The following is a 20,779-nucleotide window of genomic DNA, read 5'->3' on the forward strand; positions in this document are numbered from 1 at the left end:
GCCGGACGGGTGGGCCAACCCGACGGGCCGGTCAGGGAGTTGTCGCGTCCGCGTCCGCTCGGTAGGAAGTCCCCATGACCGGACTCGGTGCTGTCTTCCGCCCTCAACTGCCCCCCGAGCGACTCCGGGCGGTGGCCCGCCTCGCCGAAGACACGGGGCTCGAGGAACTCTGGCTGTGGGAGGACTGCTTCCGGGAGGGCGGGATCTCCACGGCGGCCGCCGCCCTCGCCTGGACCGAGCGCGTGCGCGTCGGCGTCGGCCTGCTACCCGTGCCGCTGCGCAACGTCGCCATCACCGCGATGGAGGCCGCCTCGCTGCACCGGATGTTCCCCGGCCGCGCGATCCTCGCCGTCGGACACGGCGTACAGGACTGGATGGGCCAGGTCGGGGCGAGGGCCGAGTCCCCGCTGACGTTGCTGCGCGAACACCTCGCCGCCCTGCGCGCCCTGCTGCGCGGCGAGCGGCTCACGACGGACGGCCGGTACGTCAAGCTGGACGACGTCGGCCTCGACTGGCCCCCGGAGGGCGCGGTCGAGGTGCTCGCCGGCGCCACCGGCCCGCGCACCCTGCGGCTGTCCGGCGAGGCCGCGGACGGCACGCTCCTCACGGCGTCCACACCGCCCGAGGGCGTACGACGGGCCCGCCGGCTCATCGACGAGGGGCGGGAGGCGGCGGGCCGGACCGACCCGCACAAGGTCGTCGTCCACCTCCTCGCCGCCACCGGCGTTGACGCCCCGGCCCGCCTGCGCGCCGAGTTCGAGTCCGAGGGCCTCGTCTCCGTCCCCGGCCTCGGCGTCGCCGGTGACGCGGGCGCCGTCGCCAAGGCCGTCCAGCGCCTGGCCGACGCGGGGGCCGACACGGTGATCCTGCAGCCCATGGGGGACGAGCCGGACCCCGAGGGATTCGTACGGTTCGTCGCCGAAGAGGTACGGCCGCTGGTGCCGTGACCATGGTTCCGCCGACCCCCTGCACACCCGACGAGGTCGGCGATGCGGGCCTCGCGCGCTCCGCCCCCGCGGTGTCATGGTCGTCGCCTCCCCCGAGGACGCGCCGCTGCCGTTCGCCGACGGTGCCTTCGACCTCGTCGTCAGCCGGCACCCGGTCCGCCCGCACTGGGACGAAATCGCCCGGGTCCTCCAGCCGGGTGGCACGTACTTCGCCCAGCACGTCGGGCCCAGGAGTGCCTACGAACTCGTCGAGTACTTCCTCGGGCCCCAGCCCGGCGAGCTCCGGAACGCCCGTCACCCCGACCGCGAGCGCGCCGACGCCGTGGCCGCCGGGCTGGAGGTCGTCGACCTGCGCGCCGAGCGCCTCCGCGTGGAGTTCCACGACATCGCCGCCGTCGTCCACTTCCTGCGCAAGGTGATCTGGATGGTCCCGGGCTTCACCGTCGAGGCGTACGAGCCCCGGCTGCGGGCCCTGCACGAGCTGATCGAGACGCAGGGGCCCTTCGTGGCCCACAGCACCCGCCACCTCTTCGAGGCCCGCAAGCCGGAGGGGTGACTCACGCGTGCGGTCCGGCGGTCACCGTTCCCAGCACCAACTCCGCCGTCGCCTCGAGGACTTCGCCCACGCGTTCCAGCGACCCGTCCTCCCACAGCGCGGCGCGTACGTCCGCCCGGGTCGTCCCGGCGGCCCGCACCCCCACCGAGATCTCCGCCGCGGACAGCACCTGCGCCTGCGCGCCGAGCATCTCGGCCACCACGTCGGCGACCGCCGTACCGGCCGGTGCGGGTGTGGCCAGGAACTGACGTTCCATGCGGCGTGCGCTCGTCCGGTCCCATGTCGTCGTCACCGTCATGGGCAGGACGCCAGGTCCGCATGAGGTCAGATCCTGTCCTCGGTGATTCTCGGGGTTTCCACATTGTTATCGCCAGCCCCTCGCGTCACCCGTTCGCCTCACGTAAGTTCAGACCAAGGTAATTCGCGTGAGCAAAGCTGCGCTGGCGGCATCGTGCAGTGGAGGGGGCTGTGCGGCGCCGCACCCCCTGCTGGCGCCACCTTCTCCGTCCCCCGGACGGCCGAAACGGAACCGGCGCTGACGTCAAGCGGGCGTTCGCGACCGGGGTCGCCCTTGAGGGGACACGGGACAACTCGCCGAGCGGTCACCAAGACGGCCCAAACCCTCTGGATCTCGCCGTATCCCGCCCGTTTTCCCTGGGAATCCGCTGTGATCCGGCCATGATCAGGCGCGGAATGTCGCCTTTCGTCCCTCTCGACGCGTCGCCGGCCGGTTGCGGAGAGTAGTTGTGGCGCGCCGATGCACGCAGCATCACTTACGAAGGGTTATGGTGGAAACCCCCCCTCGGGCCGGTCCGTCTCCCCCCCACGGACCGGCCCGTTTTTTGTAGGAGCACCGGGAGGCGGAGCTGATACACCCGGGCGCGCCCGGGCACCTGTTGGGGACCCTTGGTGTGTCGGGGGTAGGCTTCGCCCCCGGGACCGCCATACGGACCAGGCCGCCGCACGGACAGGGATTGCCCCCGGCCGCGCCTGTCCGATCCAGACGGAGGGGCTGACGATCACGTGAACCTGCGCGACAAGCTGCGCGGCCTGCTGGTCAGGCTGTACGCACGCCGGGTGGAAGGCCACCTGGACCACGCTCAGGTGCCCAAGCACATCGGCGTCATCATGGACGGCAACCGGCGCTGGGCGAAGGCCGCGGGCTCCACCACCGCCCAGGGCCACCGGGCCGGCGCGGACAAGATCGAGGAGTTCCTCGGCTGGTGCGAGGAGACGGACGTCAAGGTCGTCACCCTCTGGCTGCTGTCCACGGACAACTTCGACCGCCCCCAGGAGGAGCTCGTCCCGCTCCTCGGCATCATCGAGGACGTCGTCCGCTCCCTGGCCGCCGACGGCCGCTGGCGCGTCCACCACGTCGGCACCCCCGACCTGCTGCCGTCCCAGATGCAGACCGCGCTGAAGGAGGCCGAGGAGGCCACCGCCCACGTCGACGGCATACTCGTCAACGTCGCCATCGGCTACGGCGGCCGCCAGGAGATCGCCGACGCGGTCCGCTCCATGCTGCTCGACGCCCACGACAAGGGCATGTCGATGGAGGAACTCGCCGAGTCCGTCGACGTCGACATGATCGGCCGGCACCTCTACACCGGCGACCAACCCGACCCCGACCTGGTGATCCGCACCAGCGGGGAGCAGCGGCTGTCCGGATTCATGCTCTGGCAGACCGCCCACTCGGAGTACTACTTCTGCGAGGTCTACTGGCCGGCCTTCCGCAAGGTCGACTTCCTGCGCGCCCTGCGCGACTACGCCGCCCGTCACCGCCGTTACGGCGGCTGACCTCACCTGATTGCATCCTTCGGGGCGTACTCCTGAAAGGCCCCTGTATACCCTTTTCGAGGCGAACGTAACGAGGAGTTCACCAGCTCGCCGACCCATGCATTTGCATGGCAGTGCATGTTCGAGGGCATAAGGGAGACAGGTCGACACCCGAACCACGGGTGTCGGATCTCAGCGGGCGGCTCGGGGCCGTCCGCCCGGGAGGCCCTTTGCACCAGCCCGACTGTGCGGTCACAGCACGGACGCAGACGCGGAGGGCCGGTTCTCGGCCCGCCGTGCGCGGGGGCCGTCGACCGGTCCAGCTCCATCCCGTCGCTCCCCGACCTCATCCGAGGGGGTACGTCCTTCCGTGGTGACCAGCACAAAGCGCTACAAGCCAGACCGGCGCACGTATGTTCTCGACACCAGCGTCCTGCTGGCCGACCCGAACGCCCTGAGCCGCTTCGACGAGCACGAGGTCGTGCTCCCCGTCGTCGTGGTCACGGAGCTGGAGGCCAAGCGGCACCATCCGGAACTCGGCTACTTCGCCCGGCAGGCCCTGCGCCTGCTCGACGACTGCCGGGTCCGGTACGGCCGTCTGGATGCCCCCATCCCGATCGGGGATCTCGGCGGGACCCTCCGGGTCGAGCTCAACCACTCGGACCCCAGCGTGCTGCCCACCGGCTACCGCCTGGGGGACAACGACTCCCGCATCCTCGCGGTCGCCCGCAACCTGCAGGCCGAGGGGTTCGACGTCACCGTCGTGTCGAAGGACCTGCCGCTGCGGATCAAGGCCTCCTCCGTCGGCCTCCTCGCCGAGGAGTACCGCGCGGAGCTCGCCATCACGGACTCCTCCGGCTGGACCGGTATGTCCGAACTGACCCTGCCCGGCGAGCAGGTGGACATCCTCTTCGAGGACGGCCACGTCCACGTCCCCGAGGTCGCCGACCTCCCCGTGCACACGGGCCTGACGATCGAGTCGGAACGGGGCAAGGCGCTGGGGCGGGTCACCCCCGAGGGCAACGTCCGCCTCGTGCGCGGCGACCGGGAGGCGTTCGGCATCAAGGGCCGCAGCGCGGAGCAGCGCATCGCGCTGGACCTGCTGCTCGACCCGGACGTCGGGATCGTGTCGATGGGTGGCCGGGCCGGCACCGGCAAGTCGGCGCTGGCGCTGTGCGCGGGTCTGGAGGCGGTCCTGGAGCGCCGCCAGCACCAGAAGGTGATGGTCTTCCGCCCGCTGTACGCGGTCGGCGGGCAGGAGCTCGGCTATCTGCCCGGCTCCGAGGCGGAGAAGATGAGCCCCTGGGCGCAGGCGGTCTTCGACACGCTGTCGGCGGTCACCAGCCGCGAGGTCATCGAAGAGGTCACCGCACGCGGAATGCTGGAGGTCCTCCCGCTCACCCACATCCGCGGCCGTTCGCTGCACGACGCGTTCGTGATCGTGGACGAGGCGCAGTCCCTCGAACGGAACGTCCTGCTGACCGTTCTGTCCCGGATCGGCGCCAATTCGCGGGTCGTTCTGACCCATGATGTGGCGCAAAGGGACAATCTGCGGGTCGGCCGCTATGACGGGGTCGTCGCCGTCGTCGAAAAGCTGAAGGGCCATCCGCTTTTCGCGCACGTGACGCTGACCCGGTCCGAGAGGTCCCAGATCGCGGCCCTTGTGACCGAAATGCTGGAGGACGGGCACATCTGATCCGATCCGCCCCTGCTGCCCCATCTCGGGGCGGTTACGCGGGAATTGGCGCCGTCCGGCAAAGGCATTTGAGCCTAGCCGGGGGGCGCTTTCGCGTGTGGCGGTTTCATGAAATCCCCTGGCCCAAACCGGATGTGAGCTTTCACACGCAACTCGGAATTGCCTTGCGGCGTCGGGTTGCGGCAGAGTCTCACTCCTGTCAGGCCCCGCATACGACACACCTGTACCCCCAGCGGTACAGCACCACGTGAGCACCACACCAACTCCATAGCGTCGTCGTATGCCGCCCGAGCACCATGCGGCGCTCCCGTGACGGGAGTTGCCCACCGGGCCCGTGCCTCCCGTGACCCCGCAGTTGGGAGGCCAGTGCCAGGGGCAAGATTGCGTCCGCCAGGGTCACCGAAGCGGGCGATGCTGGAAGGAAAACCGTGTGAGCCGGATCTCGGTCCGGGGACTCGCAGTGGCCTCGGCCACCGCGGTCACCGCTGTCGGAAGCGTCGTCGGCGTTGCCTCGGGCAGCACCGCCCAGAACAACGACGCCGAAGCGACGGCAAGCGACTCGACGCTCCTCGCGGACATACCTGCGGGCCAGCAGGCCCAGGTACAGACCGCGTCCCTCGCGCAGCAGGCCGACGCCCAGGCCATCGCCGCGGACACGAGCGCGAAGAAGGACGCCGAGGAGGCGGCCCGCAAGGCGGCCGCCGAGACCGCGATCGCCAAGAAGGCGGCCGCCGAGAAGGCGGCGAAGGAAGCCAAGGAGCGCGCGGAGGCGAAGGCGGCGGCCAGCCGCAGCGCGGCCCGCGACTCCTCCAGCTTCCCCGTCCAGAGCTCGTACACCGTCGCGCAGATCCAGGCCATGGCGCGCCAGATGGTGGCGGCCGACCAGTTCCAGTGCTTCAGCAACATCGTGGACCACGAGTCCAGCTGGAACTACCAGGCGGTCAACGCCTCCTCCGGCGCATACGGCCTCTTCCAGGCCCTGCCGGCCGGCAAGTACGCGTCCGCCGGCGCCGACTGGCGGACCAACCCGGCCACCCAGATCAAGTGGGGCCTCAACTACATGAACTCGCGCTACGGCAGCCCGTGCCAGGCCTGGTCGTTCTGGTCGGCGAACCACTGGTACTGAGCCCGACCGGCCGTCGGCCCTGAGCTCGCGGAGCCCCCGGGCGCCGCTCTCAACCCTGCACAGCCCCTCCCCGTCCTAGGGGGAGGGGCTGTTGCCATGTACGGTCGGACGGAACGACTCCAGGGGGGGAGTGGTGGGGAGAGACGGGGGAAGAGGACGGATCATGTCGCGAGTGCCAGGGTGGCTCGGTCGGCTCGGCGCCAGACTGACCGAAATGGGTGAGCGGTTGGACGAGCGCCGCGCCGAGGTGGAGAAGGAGCACGCCGAGCCCGAGCCGGCGCCGCCCGCGGACGTCCCGCCCCTTCCCGACCACGTGACCGTCGCCCGGGCCCGGCCGGACCCCGCGCAGGCCGTGCCGTGGGGCGTGCGGGTGGCGGCGGAGGCCGGCTGGCGGGTGCTGGTGCTCGCGAGCACGGTCTGGGTGCTGATGCGGGTCATCAGCGCGGTCCAGCTGGTGGTGCTGTCCTTCGTGACCGCGCTGCTCATCACGGCGCTGCTGCAGCCGACAGTGGCGCGGCTGCGCCGGTACGGGCTGCCGCGCGGACCGGCCACCGCGCTCACCGCGATCCTCGGCTTCGTCATCATGGGGCTGATCGGATGGTTCGTGACCTGGCAGGTCATGGAGAACATCGACATGCTCTCCAACCAGATCCAGGACGGCATCGACGAACTGCGCAAGTGGCTGCTGAACAGTCCGTTCCACGTCACCGACAAGCAGATCAACCAGATCGCCAAGAACCTGCGGGAGGCGATCGGCGCGAACACGGACCAGATCACGTCGGCGGGGCTCGAGGGCGTGACGGTGGTGGTCGAGGCGCTGACCGGGATCCTGCTGACGATCTTCTCGACGCTGTTCCTGCTCTACGACGGGCGGCGGATCTGGGAGTGGACGCTGAAGCTGGTGCCCGCGGCGGCACGGCCCGGGGTGGCCGGAGCCGGCCCGCGGGCCTGGCGCACGCTGACGGCGTACGTCCGGGGCACGGTGCTCGTCGCCCTCATCGACGCGACCTTCATCGGCCTGGGGATCTACTTCCTCAACGTTCCGATGGCCGTCCCGCTCGCCGTGTTCATCTTCCTTTTCTCCTTCATCCCGCTCGTGGGGGCGGTGGCGTCGGGCGCGCTGGCGGTCGTGGTGGCGCTCGTGACCCACGGCGTGTTCACCGCGGTGATGACGCTGGCCGTGGTCCTGGCCGTCCAGCAGATCGAGGGCCACGTCCTGCAGCCGTTCATCCTGGGGCGAGCGGTGCGGGTGCATCCGCTCGCGGTGGTGCTGTCGGTGTCGGCCGGGGGGATCGTGGCCGGGATCGGCGGGGCGGTGGTCGCCGTACCGCTGGTCGCGGTGACGAACACGGTGGTGGGCTACTTGCGGGCGTACTCCCACGAACAGGCTCTCCGCCAGTCCGCCCGCCCGAGAGAGGCGCCGGCGACGGACCCGGTCGCCGCGCAGGGCGAGTGAAACAGCGGGGCCCGCTCACCGGAAGGTGAACGGGCCCCGGGCAAGGCGCAGCCGGAGTTACTCGGCCAGGACCGCCTCCGCGTCCAGCGTCGTCGCGATTGCCTGGATCACCGCGGCGATCTTGAAGGCCTCCTGGACGACCTCACGGTCCAGGCCCGCCTTGCGGAGGACCTGCTCGTGGGAGTCGAGGCACATGCCGCAGCCGTTGATGGCGGACACGGCGAAGGACCACAGCTCGAAGTCGACCTTGTCGACGCCGGGGTTGCCGATGACGTTCATCCGCAGGCCGGCGCGCAGGGAGCCGTACTCGTGGTCCGACAGCAGGTGCCGGGTGCGGTAGAAGACGTTGTTCATCGCCATGATGGCGGCCGCGGACTTGGCCGCGGTGTACGCCTCCGGCGTGAGGTTCGCCTTCGCCTCCGGCTCCAGCTCACGCAGGACGATCGGCGAGCGCGCGGCGATCGCCGTCGCCAGCACCGTGCCCCACAGCTGCTGCGCGGGCAGGTCGGAGTTGCCGATGACCGAGCCCAGGTTGAGCTTCAGGTCCTTGGCGTAGTCCGGTATGGCGGACTTCAGGGAGTCGAGGGACATCCGCTCACTCACCAGCCAGCAGCTTGACCGGGTCGAGCGTCTCGTCGCCCTTGGTCCAGTTGCAGGGGCACAGCTCGTCCGTCTGCAGCGCGTCCAGGACCCGCAGGACCTCCTTCGGGTTACGGCCGACGGAACCCGCGGTCACCATGGAGAACTGGATCTCGTTGTTCTGGTCGACGATGAAGACCGCGCGCTTGGCGAAGCCCTCCTCGTCCTCGATGCCCAGCGCCTGCATGAGCTCGTGCTTGGAGTCCGCCATCATCGGGAACGGCAGGTCACGCAGGTCGTCGTGGTTCTTGCGCCAGGCGTGGTGGACGAACTCGGAGTCGCCGGAGAAGCCGAGGACCTGGGCGTCGCGGTCGGCGAACTCGTCGTTCAGCTTGCCGAAGGCCGCGATCTCGGTCGGGCACACGAAGGTGAAGTCCTTGGGCCAGGCGAAGATCACCTTCCACTTGCCCTCGTAGGTCTTGTGGTTGATCTTCTCGAACTCCTTGCCCTTCTCCAGCGAGACGCAGGCGGTCAGTTCGAACTCGGGGAACTTGTCACCGACAGTGAGCACATGCTCTCCTTGCAGCGAAGAAACACCGGTTTTGCCGGTGTTTCCCACGGGTTGGACATTGCTGATGTTGGCACAGGGTGCATTGATTATGGAAATAGCTACACTCGGTCGTGTTGATCGGAGGTAGCTATCAGTGACTGTGGGTAACAAGCGGAGGCAGCCCAGCCTCGCCCAACTGCGCGCTTTCGCCGCCGTCGCCGAGCACCTGCACTTCCGCGACGCCGCCGCGGCGATCGGCATGAGCCAGCCGGCGCTCTCCGGCGCCGTCTCCGCGCTGGAGGAGACACTCGGTGTCACCCTCCTGGAGCGTACGACGCGAAAAGTGCTGCTCTCGCCGGCCGGCGAGCGGCTCGCCGTACGGGCCAAGGCCGTGCTCGAGGAGGTCGGGGCCCTGATGGAGGAGGCGGAGGCCCTCCGGGCGCCCTTCACCGGCGTGCTGCGCCTCGGCGTCATCCCGACCGTGGCGCCGTACCTCCTGCCCACCGTCCTGCGCCTCGTCCACGACCGCTACCCGGACCTCGACCTCCAGGTGCACGAGGAGCAGACGGCGAACCTGCTGGAGGGGCTGACCAGCGGGCGCCTCGACCTGCTGCTGCTCGCCGTGCCCCTCGGCGTGCCCGGCGTCGTCGAACTGCCGTTGTTCGACGAGGACTTCGTGCTCGTCACCCCGCTCGACCACTGGCTCGGCGGCCGCGAGGGCATACCGCGCGAGACCCTCAGGGAACTGAACCTGCTGCTGCTCGACGAGGGCCACTGCCTGCGCGACCAGGCCCTGGACATCTGCCGGGAGGCCGGCCGGGAGGACGCGCCGGTCACCACGACCGCCGCCGGCCTGTCGACGCTCGTGCAGCTCGTCGCGGGGGGTCTCGGCGTGACCCTGCTGCCGCGCACCGCCCTCAAGGTCGAGACGTCCCGCAGCAACCAGCTCCTCACCGGCTACTTCGCCGAGCCCGCCCCCTCCCGCCGCATCGCCCTCGCCATGCGCACCGGCGCGGCCCGCGGCGCCGAGTACCAGGAGCTGGCGGCCGCGTTGCGCGAGGCCCTGCGGCCCCTGCCGGTGCGGGTGCTGGACGCCGAGGACCGAGGCCGGGCACACAGCAGCGGGCCCCCTCGGCAGGAGGGGGCCCGCTGTCGTGTGCCGGGTCCGTCGGCGTCTACTCCGTCCGCAGCCCGTCCGGGCGCATCAGCCGCAGCAGCGGCGGCAGGCTGAGCAGCGTCACCGTGAGGACGACCGCCGCGCCGATCCCGGTCATCGTCAGCACGCTCGCCCAGGCCACGCTCACCGTCGTGTCCGTCATCCTCAGCAGCACCGCACCCAGCGTCAGCCCCACCGCCGACGCCAGCAGCAGGCCCAGCGCGATCGGGATCGCCGTCTGCCACAGCACCGACAGGCTCAGCGTGCGGCGCCGGGTGCCGAAGGCGACCAGGGACGACAGCAGCTTCTTCCGCTCGCGCAGCTGCTCCAGCTGCGACACCAGCAGGCTCGCGCCGATCAGGGCCAGGACGCAGCTGGCGCCGGCGAACAGGCCGGTGCGGATGGAGGTGAACTTCTTGGACTGTTCGCTGGCCGCCCACACCATCGCGTCCGCCGTCGGGGAGATCCGCGCCGTGGTGTTCCGTACGTATTCGGTCGCGTCCGGCACGGACTTGTCGAGCGAGAGGTATATCCGACCACTGACCGACGCCGCGGCCTGTGCGGGCAGTGCACGGGGGGTCATCAGGAAGCCGCCGCGCTTCACGCCGGTCGGGTCCTTGACCGACCGGGCGGCCTTGAGGCCGTGCGGAACGGTCCAGGTGACCTCCCGGGCACTGCGGTTGCCGCCGTAGGACGGGTCGAAGTAGAGCTTTTGGCCGGGCTTGGCGAGTTCCGGGGTGTAGGTGTCGTACTCGCCGCCCCTGACGACGAAGAGGTCGCCGTCGTGGCACGAGGGCAGCGCCGCCACCTCGCGCAGGGACGCGCAGTCGCCGATGGTCACCTCGGCGGTGCGCTCCGGCCCCTTCTGCCAGGAAGCGTCGCCGAGGGTGCCCCCGTAGAGGGCCGTGACCTTGCGGACGCCCCTGGTGCCGGCGAACTTCCCGGCGGCTGCGGTGACCGGGACTCCGCTGGGGAGGTGCACTGCCATCTGCGCCCGCGAGAGGTCGTTCTGCGACTGCTTGGTGTAGTCGCCCTGCACGCCGGCGAACAGCATCTGCAGCGCGATCGCCCCGGCCACCGCGACCGCGATGCCGTTCACCATGCGGGCCGCCGTACCGCTGCTCAACTGAAGCCTGCGCACGGCCAGTTGCCAGGCCAGCCCGCCCGAGCCGAGCCGGGCGACGACCGTCTCGACGATCCACGGCAGCAGAGCGGTGACGCCGACGAGCAGCAGCATGACACCGCCGGTCACCAGGTACTGGTTGAAGTTGCCGTTGGTGTGGCCCTTGCCGACCATCGGATACAGCATCGCGAGCCCGCCCAGCGGCAGCAGCAGCCGCCACCACAGCCGACGCCGCGCCGGCTTCGCCGTGCGCACCACGCCGAGCGGCTCGATGACCACTCCGCGCAGCGCGAACAGGGTGACCAGCACCGCGGCCGCCGGGACCGCGAGGGCGACCACCACCGCGAGCGCGGGCGAGGGGTTCAGATAGCTGGGGAACACGCTGACGTCGAGGATCTCGACGGAGCCCGCGACCTGGCGGCCGATCAGGAAGAAGAGGGTGCCGAGGACCAGTCCGAGCAGGGAGCCCGCGAGCGCCTCGCCCGCGGCGATCCGCCGGGTCATCTTGCTGTCGGAGCCGACCAGCCTGAGCGCGGCGAGCCTGCGGTCCCGCCGCTCGCCGCCGAAGCGCACGGCGGCGGCGATGAACACGGCGACCGGCATGAGCAGGACGACAAAGACCACCATCACCAGCAGAAGCAGCACGGGGTCCGTCCGCTCGGACGTCGGGTGCGGATCGCCGAACTCGCTGATCCGGGCCACTGTCGAGCCGTTGATCTGCGGTGCGAGGTGCTCGGCGCCCGCGTAGTAGGCGAGCTCGCGCGAACCGATGAGCCCGCTCTCCCCGATCGTCCCGACGATCCGGTACGGCAGCCGCTCGCGCAGCAGCTTCCCGCCGTCGGAGCCGAGCAGCTCCTTCAGCGCGGGGGAGACCACCATGTCGCCCGGAGCCGGGTACTTCGGCACGCCCGGCGGCAGCGGGGCCCGCGCCCCCTCGGGCTCCACCAGCCGTCCGCGGACGTCCTTTTCGTGGTACGTCGTGTCGACGTCCGCGATCACCAGGGTGTTGTCGGCCTTCGGCTTGTGCTCCTGGCCGTAGGTATAGTCCTGGCGCGCCTGCTCCCGGTCGTGCCGCACCGCCAGCATGTTCGGGATGGCGGTCGTGAGCAGCAGCAGCGCCACACCGAGCCCGACACCGACGGCCGTCAGCAGGACCCGGACCCAGCCCTCGCGCCCGCCCGTGAACGCGAACTTGGTCCCCATGCCCAGGTCCCTGGCCCACTTGGGTTTCAAAGGGGCGGCGCGAAGCCCCGCGGACGGGGTGGTGGGTGACGGGCGGGCGTTCATATGGTCCGCTCCATGTCCCGGGACTTGCCGTCCCGTACGACGATCTCGCGGTCGGAGTACGCGGCCACCCGGGCCTCGTGCGTGACGAGCACGACGGCGGCGTTGGAGGACCGGGCGGCCTCGGTGAGCAGCTCCATCACCCGCTCGCCGTTGAGCGAGTCGAGCGCGCCGGTCGGCTCGTCGGCGAACAGCATCCGCGGACCGGTGACCAGCGCCCGCGCGACGGCGACCCGCTGCCCCTGGCCGCCCGACACCTCGCCGGGCCGCTTCTTGCGCAGGTCGTCGACCCCGAGCCGCTCCATCCAGGCCAGCGCGGTCCGCTCGGCCGCCTTGCGGGGGGTGCCGTTCAGCCGCAGCGGCAGGGCCACGTTCTCCACGCAGGTGAGCTCGGGCACGAGCTGGCCGAACTGGAAGACGAACCCGAACTCCGAGCGCCGCAGCGCACTGCGCTGGGCGTCGGTCATGGCCGACAGCTCCCGTCCGTCGTACGTGATCGACCCGGAGTCGGGCGTCACGATCCCGGCGAGACAGTGCAGCAGGGTGGACTTGCCGGACCCGGAGGGGCCCATCACGGCGACAATCTCACCGGGGTGGATGGAGAACTCGGCGCCGTCGAGCGCGGTGGTCGGGCCGTAGGCCTTGCGCAGGTTCTCGGCCGCCAGCAGGGAGCCGGGGGGAGGAGTCACTGGGTCACCGCCGCACGGAGTTTGTCGAGGCGCGCCGCGGTCAGCTCCAGCCAGCGCAGGTCGGCCTCGAGGTGGAACAGGGCGTGGTCGCAGATGAGTTGGTCCGCAAGGTCGCCCTTGCGCTTGCGGTCGGTCAGGATCCGCATGCTGCGCAGGTGCTCGGAGCGCTGTGTGTCGAGGATGTCGGCGGCGTTGCGGTGGGTCAGCAGCGCCAGCACGACCTTGGTGTACAGCGTCGACTGCAGGTACGGTTCGGGCTTCTCCGGCGTGGCCAGCCACCGCTCGACGTCGGTGATCCCGGCCTCGGTGATGGCGTACCGCTTCCGCTCGGGGCCCCCGCCCGCCTCGATGCCGTCGACTTCGACGAGCCCGTTCTTCAGCAGCCGGGACATCGTCGAGTAGACCTGGCCGTAGTGCAGTGGCCGGTCGTGACCGAACTTCTCGTCGAAGGCCCGCTTCAGGTCGTAGCCGTGGCGCGGCCCGGACTCCAGGAGCCCCAGGAGGGTGTGACCGATGGACATGCGAGCACTGTACACACGGTGTATACGCCGCATGTATACGCGCGGTGTTTAGATCATGGCGGGGTGCGCGGGGCCGCAGGTGGCGGCCGATTGTCACGGTTTTGCTACTGGGGCCGGGGCGGGCTTCCGGGTGGCCGGCCGCGGCGCGGCAGCGGACCCGTGTCGCCGGGCAGCCGGCCCGCCTCCGCGAGCGCGCGCCGCAGGAGGAACTCGATCTGCGCGTTGGCCGACCGCAGCTCGTCGGACGCCCACCGCGCCAGCGCCTCGTACACCGACGGGTCCAGCCGCAGCAGCACCTGCTTGCGCTGCTGCGGCCGACGCCTGGGGGAGGCTCCCTCGGTCCCCTCGGGTGGAGTCGTCACTGGTAGAGCGTTCCGGTGTTCAGCACGGGCTGCGGGGCCCGGTCCCCGCACAGCACCACCATCAGGTTCGACACCATCGCCGCCTTCCGCTCCTCGTCCAGCTCCACGATGTCCCGCTCGGCGATCCGGGCGAGCGCCGCCTCGACCATCCCGACCGCCCCGTCCACGATCTCCCGCCGTGCCGCGACGACCGCCCCGGCCTGCTGCCGCTGGAGCATCGCGGAGGCGATCTCGGGAGCGTACGCGAGATGCGTGAAGCGCGACTCGATGATCCGCACGCCGGCCGCCTCCACGCGCGCGTGCAGCTCGGCGGCGAGCTTCTCGGTGATCTCCTCGGCGTTGCCGCGCAGCGACAGCCCGCCCTCCTCGTGGGCGTCGTAGGGGTACTCGATGGCGATGTGCCGGACGGCCGCCTCGGTCTGGGTGGAGACGAACTCCAGGAAGTCGTCCACCTCGAAAGTCGCCTGCGCGGTGTCCTGCACCTTCCACACCACGACCGCGGCCAGCTCGATCGGGTTGCCGTAGGCGTCGTTCACCTTCAGGACGGGGGTCTCGTGGTTGCGCACGCGGGTGGAGATCTTCGTGCGCGAGGTGAGCGGGTTCACCCAGCGCAGCCCGTCCTCGCGGATCGTGCCCCGGTACCGCCCGAAGAACTGGACGACCCGGGCCTCTCCCGGCGCCACCATGTTCAGCCCGCACATCGCGAGGAACGCGGCCAGGCCGACCAGCACGCCGACGACGATCAGCGCGGCCTTGACGCCGGTTGCGGTGACGGTCGTCGCACCGGCGACCATCGCGGCCGCGAGCAGCAGTCCGAGCAGCCCGAGCAGCAGCGCGAGCCCGCCGCCGATGCTGCGCGCCGGGAACTCCCGCACCCGCGGTGCGGGCATGTCGGGTATGTCGGCGGTGGGTGAGGAGTCGTGCGTGGACATGGAGGTCCCCCCCGTTCTCGTACGTCTCGTAGCCAATATCTACAATCTATCCAAGTGATAACACTTTACCGCGCCACGGCAACCCCCGACCCTCCTGGTACGTCGGTTCCGTTGGGACGGGTGCTGATTCTCACGTCCGTAAAAGAGGGGATCGCAGGCCCTTTGTCACAGAGGGCGGTGTTAGCTTTCTGAGCTGACCCGAGCCACGCACGTGAGTGACACCGAGAAGGAAGCGGAGCGGACGGATCCATGGGACGAGCGGAAGAGAGACGAGCGCGACAGCGCGGTGGTCACCGCGCGGCGCCCAGGGGCCGCTCGTCGCGAGCGGCCGGCGAGCCCGGCAGGAGCCTCATACGACGCCTGTTCACCTGGAAGAAGATCCTCGGCACGTTCCTCGGCGTGTGCCTGCTCGGCATCGGCGCGTTCATCGTGCTGTACCTGGTGGTGGACGTCCCCAAGGGCAACGCGGCCGCGCAGCGCCAGAGCAACGTCTACAAGTACAGCGACGGCTCCATCCTGGCCCGTGACGGCAAGGTCAACCGCGAGAGCGTGGCCCTGTCCAAGGTGCCCAAGGATGTCCAGCACTGCTTCGTCGCCGCCGAGAACAAGACCTTCTACCACGACTCCGGCGTCGACCTGAAGGGCACGGCCCGCGGTCTGCTCAACACGCTGACCGGCAAGGGCACGCAGGGCGGTTCGACGATCACCCAGCAGTACGTCAAGAACTACTACCTCAACCAGGACCAGACCGTCACGCGCAAGCTGAAGGAACTGGTCATTGCGTTGAAGGTGGACCAGAAGCTGTCCAAGGACGACATCCTCGCGGGTTACATCAACACCAGCTACTACGGCCGCAACGCCTACGGCATCCAGGCCGCCGCGCAGGCCTACTACCGGGTCGACGCGCAAAACCTCACCGTCGAGCAGGGCGCCTACCTCGCCGCCCTCCTCCAGGCGCCGAGCCAGTACGACTGGGCGGTGGCGAGCCCGACCAGCAAGAAGCTGGTGCAGGCCCGCTGGAACTACGTCCTGGACAACATGGTCAAGCAGCACTGGCTGGACCCCGCCAAACGCCAGGCCATGAAGTTCCCCGTGCCCAAGGGCCCGAAGGGCACCCCAGGCAGGGAGGGCCAGAAGGGCTACCTGATCGACCTCGCCAACAGGCAGCTCGAACAGCAGCTGATGAAGCAGGAAGGCATCTCCCAGTCCCAGGCGGAGGCCGAGGTCGTGGACCGCGGGTGGACCATCACCCTGAACGTCGACCGGAAGAAGCAGGCCGCGCTGGAGAAGGCGGTCAAGACGCAGCTGACCGCCAAGCTTGACCCGAAGAAGCGCAAGGTGGACAAGAACGTCCAGGCCGGCGCCGTCTCCGTCGACCCGAAGACCGGGAAGATCGTCGCCCTGTACGGCGGTCAGGACTACTTCAAGCACTACATCAGCAACGCGACGCGGCCGGACTACCAGCCCGCCTCGACGTTCAAGCCGGTGATCCTCGCCGCCGCCCTGGAGGAGGGCGCCAGGACGCAGGACGGCCAGCCGATCAACGCCGACACGATCTACGACGGCACGAGCGGGCGCCAGGTCGTGGACCACGGCACCAAGGTCGGCTTCGCCCCGCCGAACGAGGACGACGCCAACTACGGCAACATCACCGTCCAGACGGCGATGAACAAGTCCGTCAACTCCGTCTTCGCGCAGATGGGCGTCGACGTGGGCATGGACAAGGTGATGAGCACCGCCGACAAGCTCGGCATGAACACCAAGGGCATGCAGGCGGTGCCTGCCCAGACGCTGGGCTCCATGGGCGCGAGCCCGCTGGAGATGGCCGGGGTCTACGCCACCTTCGACAACCACGGCAAGAAGGTCACCCCGACCATCGTCAAGGCGGCCGAGCAGAAGAACCGCACGGTGCGGATGCCGGACCCCGTCGGCGGGCAGGCGATCAGCCGGGAGGCCGCCGACACGGTGACCTCGGTGCTGACCGGCGTGGTCGACGACGGTACGGCGCGGGCGTCCGTCCGCGACAACCCGGCCCGCAACGGTCAGCAGGTCGCGGGCAAGACGGGCACGTCCGACAAGGACAAGTCCGCCTGGTTCACCGGCTACACACCTGACCTGGTCACCTCGGTCGGCCTGTTCGGCGAGTCCACGAGCCAGAACGGCAAGCATGTCCCGCTGTACCAGGCGGGCGGCGTGCCGCGCGTCAACGGCGGTGGCTTCCCGGCGCAGATCTGGGCGGCGTACACCTTCGGCGTGACGCACAAGGCCGAGTTCGACTTGGACACCACGCAGGGGGCGGCGGTCCAGCCGTCGGTGACGCCGTCGGTCACGCCGTCGCCGAGCGAGACGCCGTCCGAGACGCCCAGCAGCAGTGCGCCGCCGACGTCCGAGTCGCCGAGCGAGTCGCCCAGCCAGTCGCCGTCGCAGTCGCCGTCCCGGACGCCCTCACCGACGCCGAGCCAGTCACCGTCGACCCGGCAGCCGACGGGCGGCATCACGGACAACCCGCTCCATCCGAACGTCCAGCAATGAGCTGAACGGCCGAAAAGGGCGCCCAGAACCCCCTGGGCGCCCTTTGCTTTGCCTTGGGGCGATGTGATGTGAGACGGTTTTCGGCCAGCACGCCGCGGGGCGGGAGAACAGTGAGGTCTGCCTGCAGTTCCGCGGGAAGCCCATCATGGAGAGCAAGGCGCAACTCGCCGCGGGCAACACCGATTTCTGCGCCAAGAGCGGCGCGGACATGTTCTTCACGCGCACGAGGGCCTGCCTGCAGGACAGCTTCTCGGCCACGCTGTACGAGAACAACACGCCCATCGCTCAGAATCTCTACTCGTACAAGCACGAGATCGATCTGGACCTCGACAGCCCGACCTTCAAACAGACGATCACGATCGAACCGACGACCGTCGATGCGAAGGTTCCGCCGGTGACGGTCAACATCCAGTCGTTCTGCCAGTACAACTGCTCATCGGCCGGCATCACGTGGTCCAGCGTGCCCGAGTGGTCGGGCCTCGACAAGCACAAGGCCGTCGGGGAGATCGACCACACGTGGCAGGGGACCTCGGGCAACGAGACCGTACACCTGAACTGGATCCTCTCGTCGACCATGGGCGGTGCGCCGAACGGTGGCGCGGACTACCAGCCGCCGAGCGGGAAGCTGGGCATCCGCTGCGACAACGAGGCCAAGGGCAAGACCACGATCGGCTGTGTCTTCCCCGACTACATTCCGACGTACGTCGTCAACACGGAGGCGAACCCGTCGGCGGCGGCGTTCTACTGGATCCTCATGCAGAAACTGCCCTACCACCCCGGTAGCCGGGAGCACGACTCACCGCTCAACTACCTGGCGGACAAGGACCGGCAGAAACGCGAACCGGAAGGTGATCTGCCCCAAGAGCGGTCCTGACAAGTTCGTGCCGAATCCGGCCTCGAAGCCGCCGAACAGCACGGCTAGCTGCGACGAATACCCGTTCGCGGCGACCTACCAGAGCGGCGGAATGCCGCCGCAGGCCGTGAGCACCGGCAAGGAGTGCACCCAGCTGTACGCGAAGCCGATCAGCTCGGGCTGGACCGTCCTCGAGGATCCCAACTACGCGCGGGTCAACACCTGGAACGAGATCTGCGGCCGGGCCAGCATCCCGGGCGACGAGAACTCCGGTGCCGCCAACCGCATCGGTCTGTTCTTCGTGCCCAACAACCGGATGATCGACAAGGACGCGTTCTACGTCAGCGTTCCGGGCTTCGAGGAGTGCACCGACCTCTCACAGATCTGCTTCGTCCGTACGCGCTAGCCCCGGACCCAGCTCTGGGAGGGTGCCCGACGGTCCACGGCGTCGCCGTCGGCCGTCGGGCACCCCGGTCAGAGGACGACCGCCGCGAGCGAGCCGTGCCCGATCGCCGCGCGGGGCAGGTCGAGTGAGAACACCTGTTCCGCCACCGTGAGAATCCGCCGCTCCGGCTCCCAGTCGTCCGGATCGGCCGTCCCGTCCGGCAGCAGCATGCCCGCCCTCTGCATGGCCGGCACCAGGAACGAAGGGTCGGTACCGCCGATCTGCTCCGCCTCGACTCCGGGCTCGAAGTCGGACGCGATCTCCCCGTCCCGCGCGTGCACGAACCAGTACGGCGGCATCCCGCTGTCCAGCAGCATCACCGCGTCCGTGCCCTCGGACAGACGTCGAAGGGTACGCCGGTCGGTGGTCTCGGCGCTCGCGAACTCCAGGGTGAAGGCCCACCCGTTGCTCGTGCCCAGCCGGGCGACCGGCCCCTTGTCCCCGGCGAGCACCCGCGCCTCCTCCCCGGACAGGGAGGGCAGGATCCCTGCCGGGTCCACGCCCAGCCGCCGTACCAGCTCCTCGACACTCAGACCGCGGACGAACGTGACGCAGTAGGCGTCGAAGGCTTCCCGAATCCAGCCGATCCCGTCCACCAGGCTCTCCCCACCGCTCGACGCCACACCTGTCCGGAGGGGAACAACCTATAGGGCGTCGCGCCGGGAGCGAGGTGACTTCTCCTCCGGGCGCCACGCCACGGGTGCGTTACGTGCGCCGTTCAGCCGCCGTTGACGTTGTGGGCGATCCGGTCGCCGATCTCCTTGTCGATGTTGCGCCAGTACTGCAGTGCGCGGTCGAGGACCGGGCGGGAGACACCGTTCTTCAGGTGGCCGGTGACGTTGGAGACGAGCCGGTCGCGGGCCGCGTCGTCCAGGACGTGGCGGACCATCGTGCCGGGCTGCCCGAAGTCGTCGTCCTCGCGGTGCAGCCGGTAGGCCTCGCGGACCATCTCGCCCGCCGTCTGCCAGCCGGCGATGTCGCCGAACCGGCTCGTGGCCGCGGCCGGCCCGCCGTAGGAGTTCGGCGCGTAGGGGGCGGCGACGTCGGCGGGTTCGTAGCGCATCGGGCCGTCCTTGGCGTACGAGTTCACCTGTGTACGCGGCCGGTTGGGCGGCAGCTGGGTGTAGTTGGGGCCGATGCGGTAGCGGTGCGTGTCCGGGTAGGAGAAGAGCCGGCCGAGCAGCATCTTGTCCGGGGACGGGCCGATGCCCGGCACCATGTTGGACGGCTCGAACGCGGCCTGCTCGATGTGGACGAAGTAGTCCTCGGGGTTCTTGTTCAGGGTCATCCGGCCGACCTCGATCAGCGGGTAGTCGCCGTGCGGCCACACCTTGGTCAGGTCGAAGGGGTTGAACCGGTAGTCGGGCGCGTCCTCGAACGGCATCACCTGCACGTGGACCGTCCAGGACGGGTGCTCGCCGCGCCCGATCGACCCCCACAGGTCACGGCGGTGGACGTCGGGGTCCTCGCCCGCGAGGTGGTCGGCCTCGGCCTGGGTGAGGAACTCGATGCCCTGGTCCGTCTTGATGTGGTACTTGACCCAGAACTTCTCGCCGCCGCCGTTGACCCACATGTAGGTGTGGGAGGAGTAGCCGTTCATGTTGCGGTACGTCCGCGGGATGCCGCGGTCGCCCATCAGCCACGTCACCATGTGCGCGGACTCCGGCGAGAGGGTCCAGAAGTCCCACTGCATGTCGTTGTCGCGCAGCCCGTTGTCCGGGCGGCGCTTCTGCGAGCGGATGAAGTCCTGGAACTTCTGCGGGTCGCGGACGAAGAAGACCGGCGTGTTGTTGCCGACCAGGTCGTAATTGCCGTATTCCGTATAGAACTTGAGCGCGAAGCCGCGTGGGTCGCGCCAGGTGTCGGGGGAGCCGAACTCACCGGCGACGGTGGAGAAACGCGCCAGCATCTCGGTGCGCTTGCCGGGCTGGAACAGGTCGGCCTTGGTGAACTGGCTGACGTCGTTGATGACCTCGAAGACTCCGTACGCACCGCTGCCCTTGGCGTGGACCACCCGCTCGGGAACCCGTTCCCGGTTGAACTGGGCCATCTTCTCGATGAGGTAGTGATCCTGGAGCAGGATCGGGCCGTCCGGGCCCACGGTGAGCGAGTGTTCGTCGCTCTCGACCGGGATGCCGGCATTGGTGGTGGTGTAGGGAACCTGCTGGGGTGTCTGCGTCACGAGCGTCCTCCCGT

At 69.6% G+C, this 20,779-nt stretch carries 18 protein-coding genes and 2 pseudogenes; 10 read left to right on the forward strand and 10 right to left on the reverse strand.

Features of this window, described 5'->3' with window-relative positions; genetic code table 11:
• The first annotated feature begins 74 nt into the window (after nucleotides 1-74).
• Together ABZV31_RS27105 and ABZV31_RS27110 are read left to right on the forward strand one after the other, a co-directional pair.
• Nucleotides 75-947 carry an LLM class flavin-dependent oxidoreductase gene (locus ABZV31_RS27105; protein WP_355898790.1) on the forward strand — a complete coding sequence of 291 codons (873 nt, stop codon included), beginning with the start codon at nucleotides 75-77 and terminating at the stop codon, nucleotides 945-947.
• 58 nt (nucleotides 948-1,005) lie between these two features.
• Nucleotides 1,006-1,503 (forward strand): annotated as a pseudogene (locus ABZV31_RS27110) (methyltransferase domain-containing protein); the annotation flags it as partial.
• Between the two features lie 70 nt (nucleotides 1,504-1,573).
• On the opposite strand, the pseudogene ABZV31_RS27115 reads toward ABZV31_RS27110, so the two are convergent.
• A pseudogene (locus ABZV31_RS27115) lies at nucleotides 1,574-1,801 on the reverse strand (winged helix DNA-binding domain-containing protein); the annotation flags it as partial.
• 725 nt (nucleotides 1,802-2,526) lie between these two features.
• Here ABZV31_RS27115 and ABZV31_RS27120 point away from each other — a divergent pair.
• The 4 genes from ABZV31_RS27120 (at nucleotide 2,527) to ABZV31_RS27135 (ending at nucleotide 7,557) form a co-directional block, all read left to right on the forward strand.
• Nucleotides 2,527-3,300: an isoprenyl transferase gene (locus ABZV31_RS27120; protein WP_355898793.1), complete on the forward strand. Its 774-nt coding sequence runs from the start codon at nucleotides 2,527-2,529 to the stop codon at nucleotides 3,298-3,300.
• Nucleotides 3,301-3,649: 349 nt separating this feature from the next.
• On the forward strand, nucleotides 3,650-4,975 hold the full coding sequence (locus tag ABZV31_RS27125) for a PhoH family protein (protein ID WP_355898796.1): 1,326 nt from the start codon (nucleotides 3,650-3,652) through the stop codon (nucleotides 4,973-4,975).
• Between the two features lie 430 nt (nucleotides 4,976-5,405).
• The gene (locus ABZV31_RS27130) at nucleotides 5,406-6,101 is read left to right on the forward strand and encodes a transglycosylase SLT domain-containing protein (protein WP_355898798.1); all 696 of its coding nucleotides are present in this window, start codon (nucleotides 5,406-5,408) and stop codon (nucleotides 6,099-6,101) included.
• Nucleotides 6,102-6,264: 163 nt separating this feature from the next.
• Nucleotides 6,265-7,557 (forward strand): AI-2E family transporter, encoded by a 1,293-nt coding sequence (locus ABZV31_RS27135; RefSeq protein ID WP_355898801.1) that lies wholly within the window; start codon nucleotides 6,265-6,267, stop codon nucleotides 7,555-7,557.
• A gap of 57 nt (nucleotides 7,558-7,614) precedes the next feature.
• On the opposite strand, the gene ABZV31_RS27140 is transcribed toward ABZV31_RS27135, so the two are convergent.
• A complete protein-coding gene (locus ABZV31_RS27140) occupies nucleotides 7,615-8,148 on the reverse strand; it encodes an alkyl hydroperoxide reductase (protein WP_355898863.1) in 534 nt (177 codons plus the stop codon).
• A 4-nt stretch (nucleotides 8,149-8,152) separates the two neighbouring features.
• Entirely contained in the window at nucleotides 8,153-8,707 is a 555-nt protein-coding gene (locus ABZV31_RS27145) for a peroxiredoxin (protein WP_355898804.1), read from the reverse strand.
• Between the two features lie 133 nt (nucleotides 8,708-8,840).
• Here ABZV31_RS27145 and ABZV31_RS27150 point away from each other — a divergent pair, with 133 nt between their 5' ends.
• Nucleotides 8,841-9,917: a LysR substrate-binding domain-containing protein gene (locus tag ABZV31_RS27150; protein ID WP_355898807.1), complete on the forward strand. Its 1,077-nt coding sequence runs from the start codon at nucleotides 8,841-8,843 to the stop codon at nucleotides 9,915-9,917.
• Here ABZV31_RS27150 and ABZV31_RS27155 read toward each other — a convergent pair.
• From ABZV31_RS27155 to ABZV31_RS27175, 5 genes are all read right to left on the reverse strand, one after another.
• Nucleotides 9,862-12,168 carry an FtsX-like permease family protein gene (locus tag ABZV31_RS27155; RefSeq protein ID WP_355898810.1) on the reverse strand — a complete coding sequence of 769 codons (2,307 nt, stop codon included), beginning with the start codon at nucleotides 12,166-12,168 and terminating at the stop codon, nucleotides 9,862-9,864. The genes ABZV31_RS27150 and ABZV31_RS27155 overlap by 56 nt on opposite strands.
• An 80-nt stretch (nucleotides 12,169-12,248) precedes the next feature.
• Complete coding sequence (locus tag ABZV31_RS27160; protein ID WP_355898813.1) at nucleotides 12,249-12,938, reverse strand: ABC transporter ATP-binding protein; 690 nt, start codon at nucleotides 12,936-12,938, stop codon at nucleotides 12,249-12,251.
• Entirely contained in the window at nucleotides 12,935-13,459 is a 525-nt protein-coding gene (locus ABZV31_RS27165) for a PadR family transcriptional regulator (protein WP_355898816.1), read from the reverse strand. Before ABZV31_RS27165 ends, ABZV31_RS27160 begins: the two co-directional genes overlap by 4 nt.
• Nucleotides 13,460-13,563: 104 nt before the next feature.
• Nucleotides 13,564-13,821 carry a hypothetical protein gene (locus tag ABZV31_RS27170; RefSeq protein ID WP_355898819.1) on the reverse strand — a complete coding sequence of 86 codons (258 nt, stop codon included), beginning with the start codon at nucleotides 13,819-13,821 and terminating at the stop codon, nucleotides 13,564-13,566.
• A complete protein-coding gene (locus ABZV31_RS27175) occupies nucleotides 13,818-14,753 on the reverse strand; it encodes an SPFH domain-containing protein (RefSeq protein WP_355898822.1) in 936 nt (311 codons plus the stop codon). Before ABZV31_RS27175 ends, ABZV31_RS27170 begins: the two co-directional genes overlap by 4 nt.
• Before the next feature lie 249 nt (nucleotides 14,754-15,002).
• On the opposite strand from ABZV31_RS27175, the gene ABZV31_RS27180 reads away from it, so the two are divergent.
• From ABZV31_RS27180 to ABZV31_RS27190, 3 genes are all read left to right on the forward strand, one after another.
• Nucleotides 15,003-17,285, forward strand: coding sequence for a transglycosylase domain-containing protein (locus ABZV31_RS27180; RefSeq protein ID WP_355898825.1), 2,283 nt, complete (start codon nucleotides 15,003-15,005; stop codon nucleotides 17,283-17,285).
• A gap of 145 nt (nucleotides 17,286-17,430) precedes the next feature.
• Nucleotides 17,431-18,159, forward strand: coding sequence for a hypothetical protein (locus ABZV31_RS27185; protein WP_355898828.1), 729 nt, complete (start codon nucleotides 17,431-17,433; stop codon nucleotides 18,157-18,159).
• Between the two features lie 7 nt (nucleotides 18,160-18,166).
• Nucleotides 18,167-18,544 carry a hypothetical protein gene (locus ABZV31_RS27190; protein ID WP_355898830.1) on the forward strand — a complete coding sequence of 126 codons (378 nt, stop codon included), beginning with the start codon at nucleotides 18,167-18,169 and terminating at the stop codon, nucleotides 18,542-18,544.
• A gap of 68 nt (nucleotides 18,545-18,612) precedes the next feature.
• Here ABZV31_RS27190 and ABZV31_RS27195 read toward each other — a convergent pair whose 3' ends face one another.
• Together ABZV31_RS27195 and ABZV31_RS27200 are read right to left on the reverse strand one after the other, a co-directional pair.
• Nucleotides 18,613-19,179, reverse strand: a complete 567-nt coding sequence (locus tag ABZV31_RS27195; protein ID WP_355898832.1) for a DUF6461 domain-containing protein — start codon at nucleotides 19,177-19,179, stop codon at nucleotides 18,613-18,615.
• A gap of 122 nt (nucleotides 19,180-19,301) precedes the next feature.
• The gene (locus ABZV31_RS27200) at nucleotides 19,302-20,765 is read right to left on the reverse strand and encodes a catalase (RefSeq protein WP_355898833.1); all 1,464 of its coding nucleotides are present in this window, start codon (nucleotides 20,763-20,765) and stop codon (nucleotides 19,302-19,304) included.
• Nucleotides 20,766-20,779 lie beyond the last annotated feature (14 nt).

The sequence above is a fragment of the Streptomyces sp. NPDC005202 genome (assembly GCF_040608235.1).
In the GTDB taxonomy this organism is placed as follows: domain Bacteria; phylum Actinomycetota; class Actinomycetes; order Streptomycetales; family Streptomycetaceae; genus Streptomyces.

Bases quoted from the DNA above. Each gene is read 5' to 3' on its own strand.
- ABZV31_RS27180 (WP_355898825.1), top strand. From the start codon at position 15,003: ATGGGACGAGCGGAAGAGAGACGAGCGCGACAGCGCGGTGGTCACCGC.
- ABZV31_RS27185 (WP_355898828.1), top strand. From the start codon at position 17,431: ATGGAGAGCAAGGCGCAACTCGCCGCGGGCAACACCGATTTCTGCGCC.
- ABZV31_RS27165 (WP_355898816.1), bottom strand. From the start codon at position 13,459: ATGTCCATCGGTCACACCCTCCTGGGGCTCCTGGAGTCCGGGCCGCGC.
- ABZV31_RS27155 (WP_355898810.1), bottom strand. From the start codon at position 12,168: ATGGGGACCAAGTTCGCGTTCACGGGCGGGCGCGAGGGCTGGGTCCGG.
- ABZV31_RS27105 (WP_355898790.1), top strand. From the start codon at position 75: ATGACCGGACTCGGTGCTGTCTTCCGCCCTCAACTGCCCCCCGAGCGA.
- ABZV31_RS27135 (WP_355898801.1), top strand. From the start codon at position 6,265: ATGTCGCGAGTGCCAGGGTGGCTCGGTCGGCTCGGCGCCAGACTGACC.
- ABZV31_RS27175 (WP_355898822.1), bottom strand. From the start codon at position 14,753: ATGTCCACGCACGACTCCTCACCCACCGCCGACATACCCGACATGCCC.
- ABZV31_RS27140 (WP_355898863.1), bottom strand. From the start codon at position 8,148: ATGTCCCTCGACTCCCTGAAGTCCGCCATACCGGACTACGCCAAGGAC.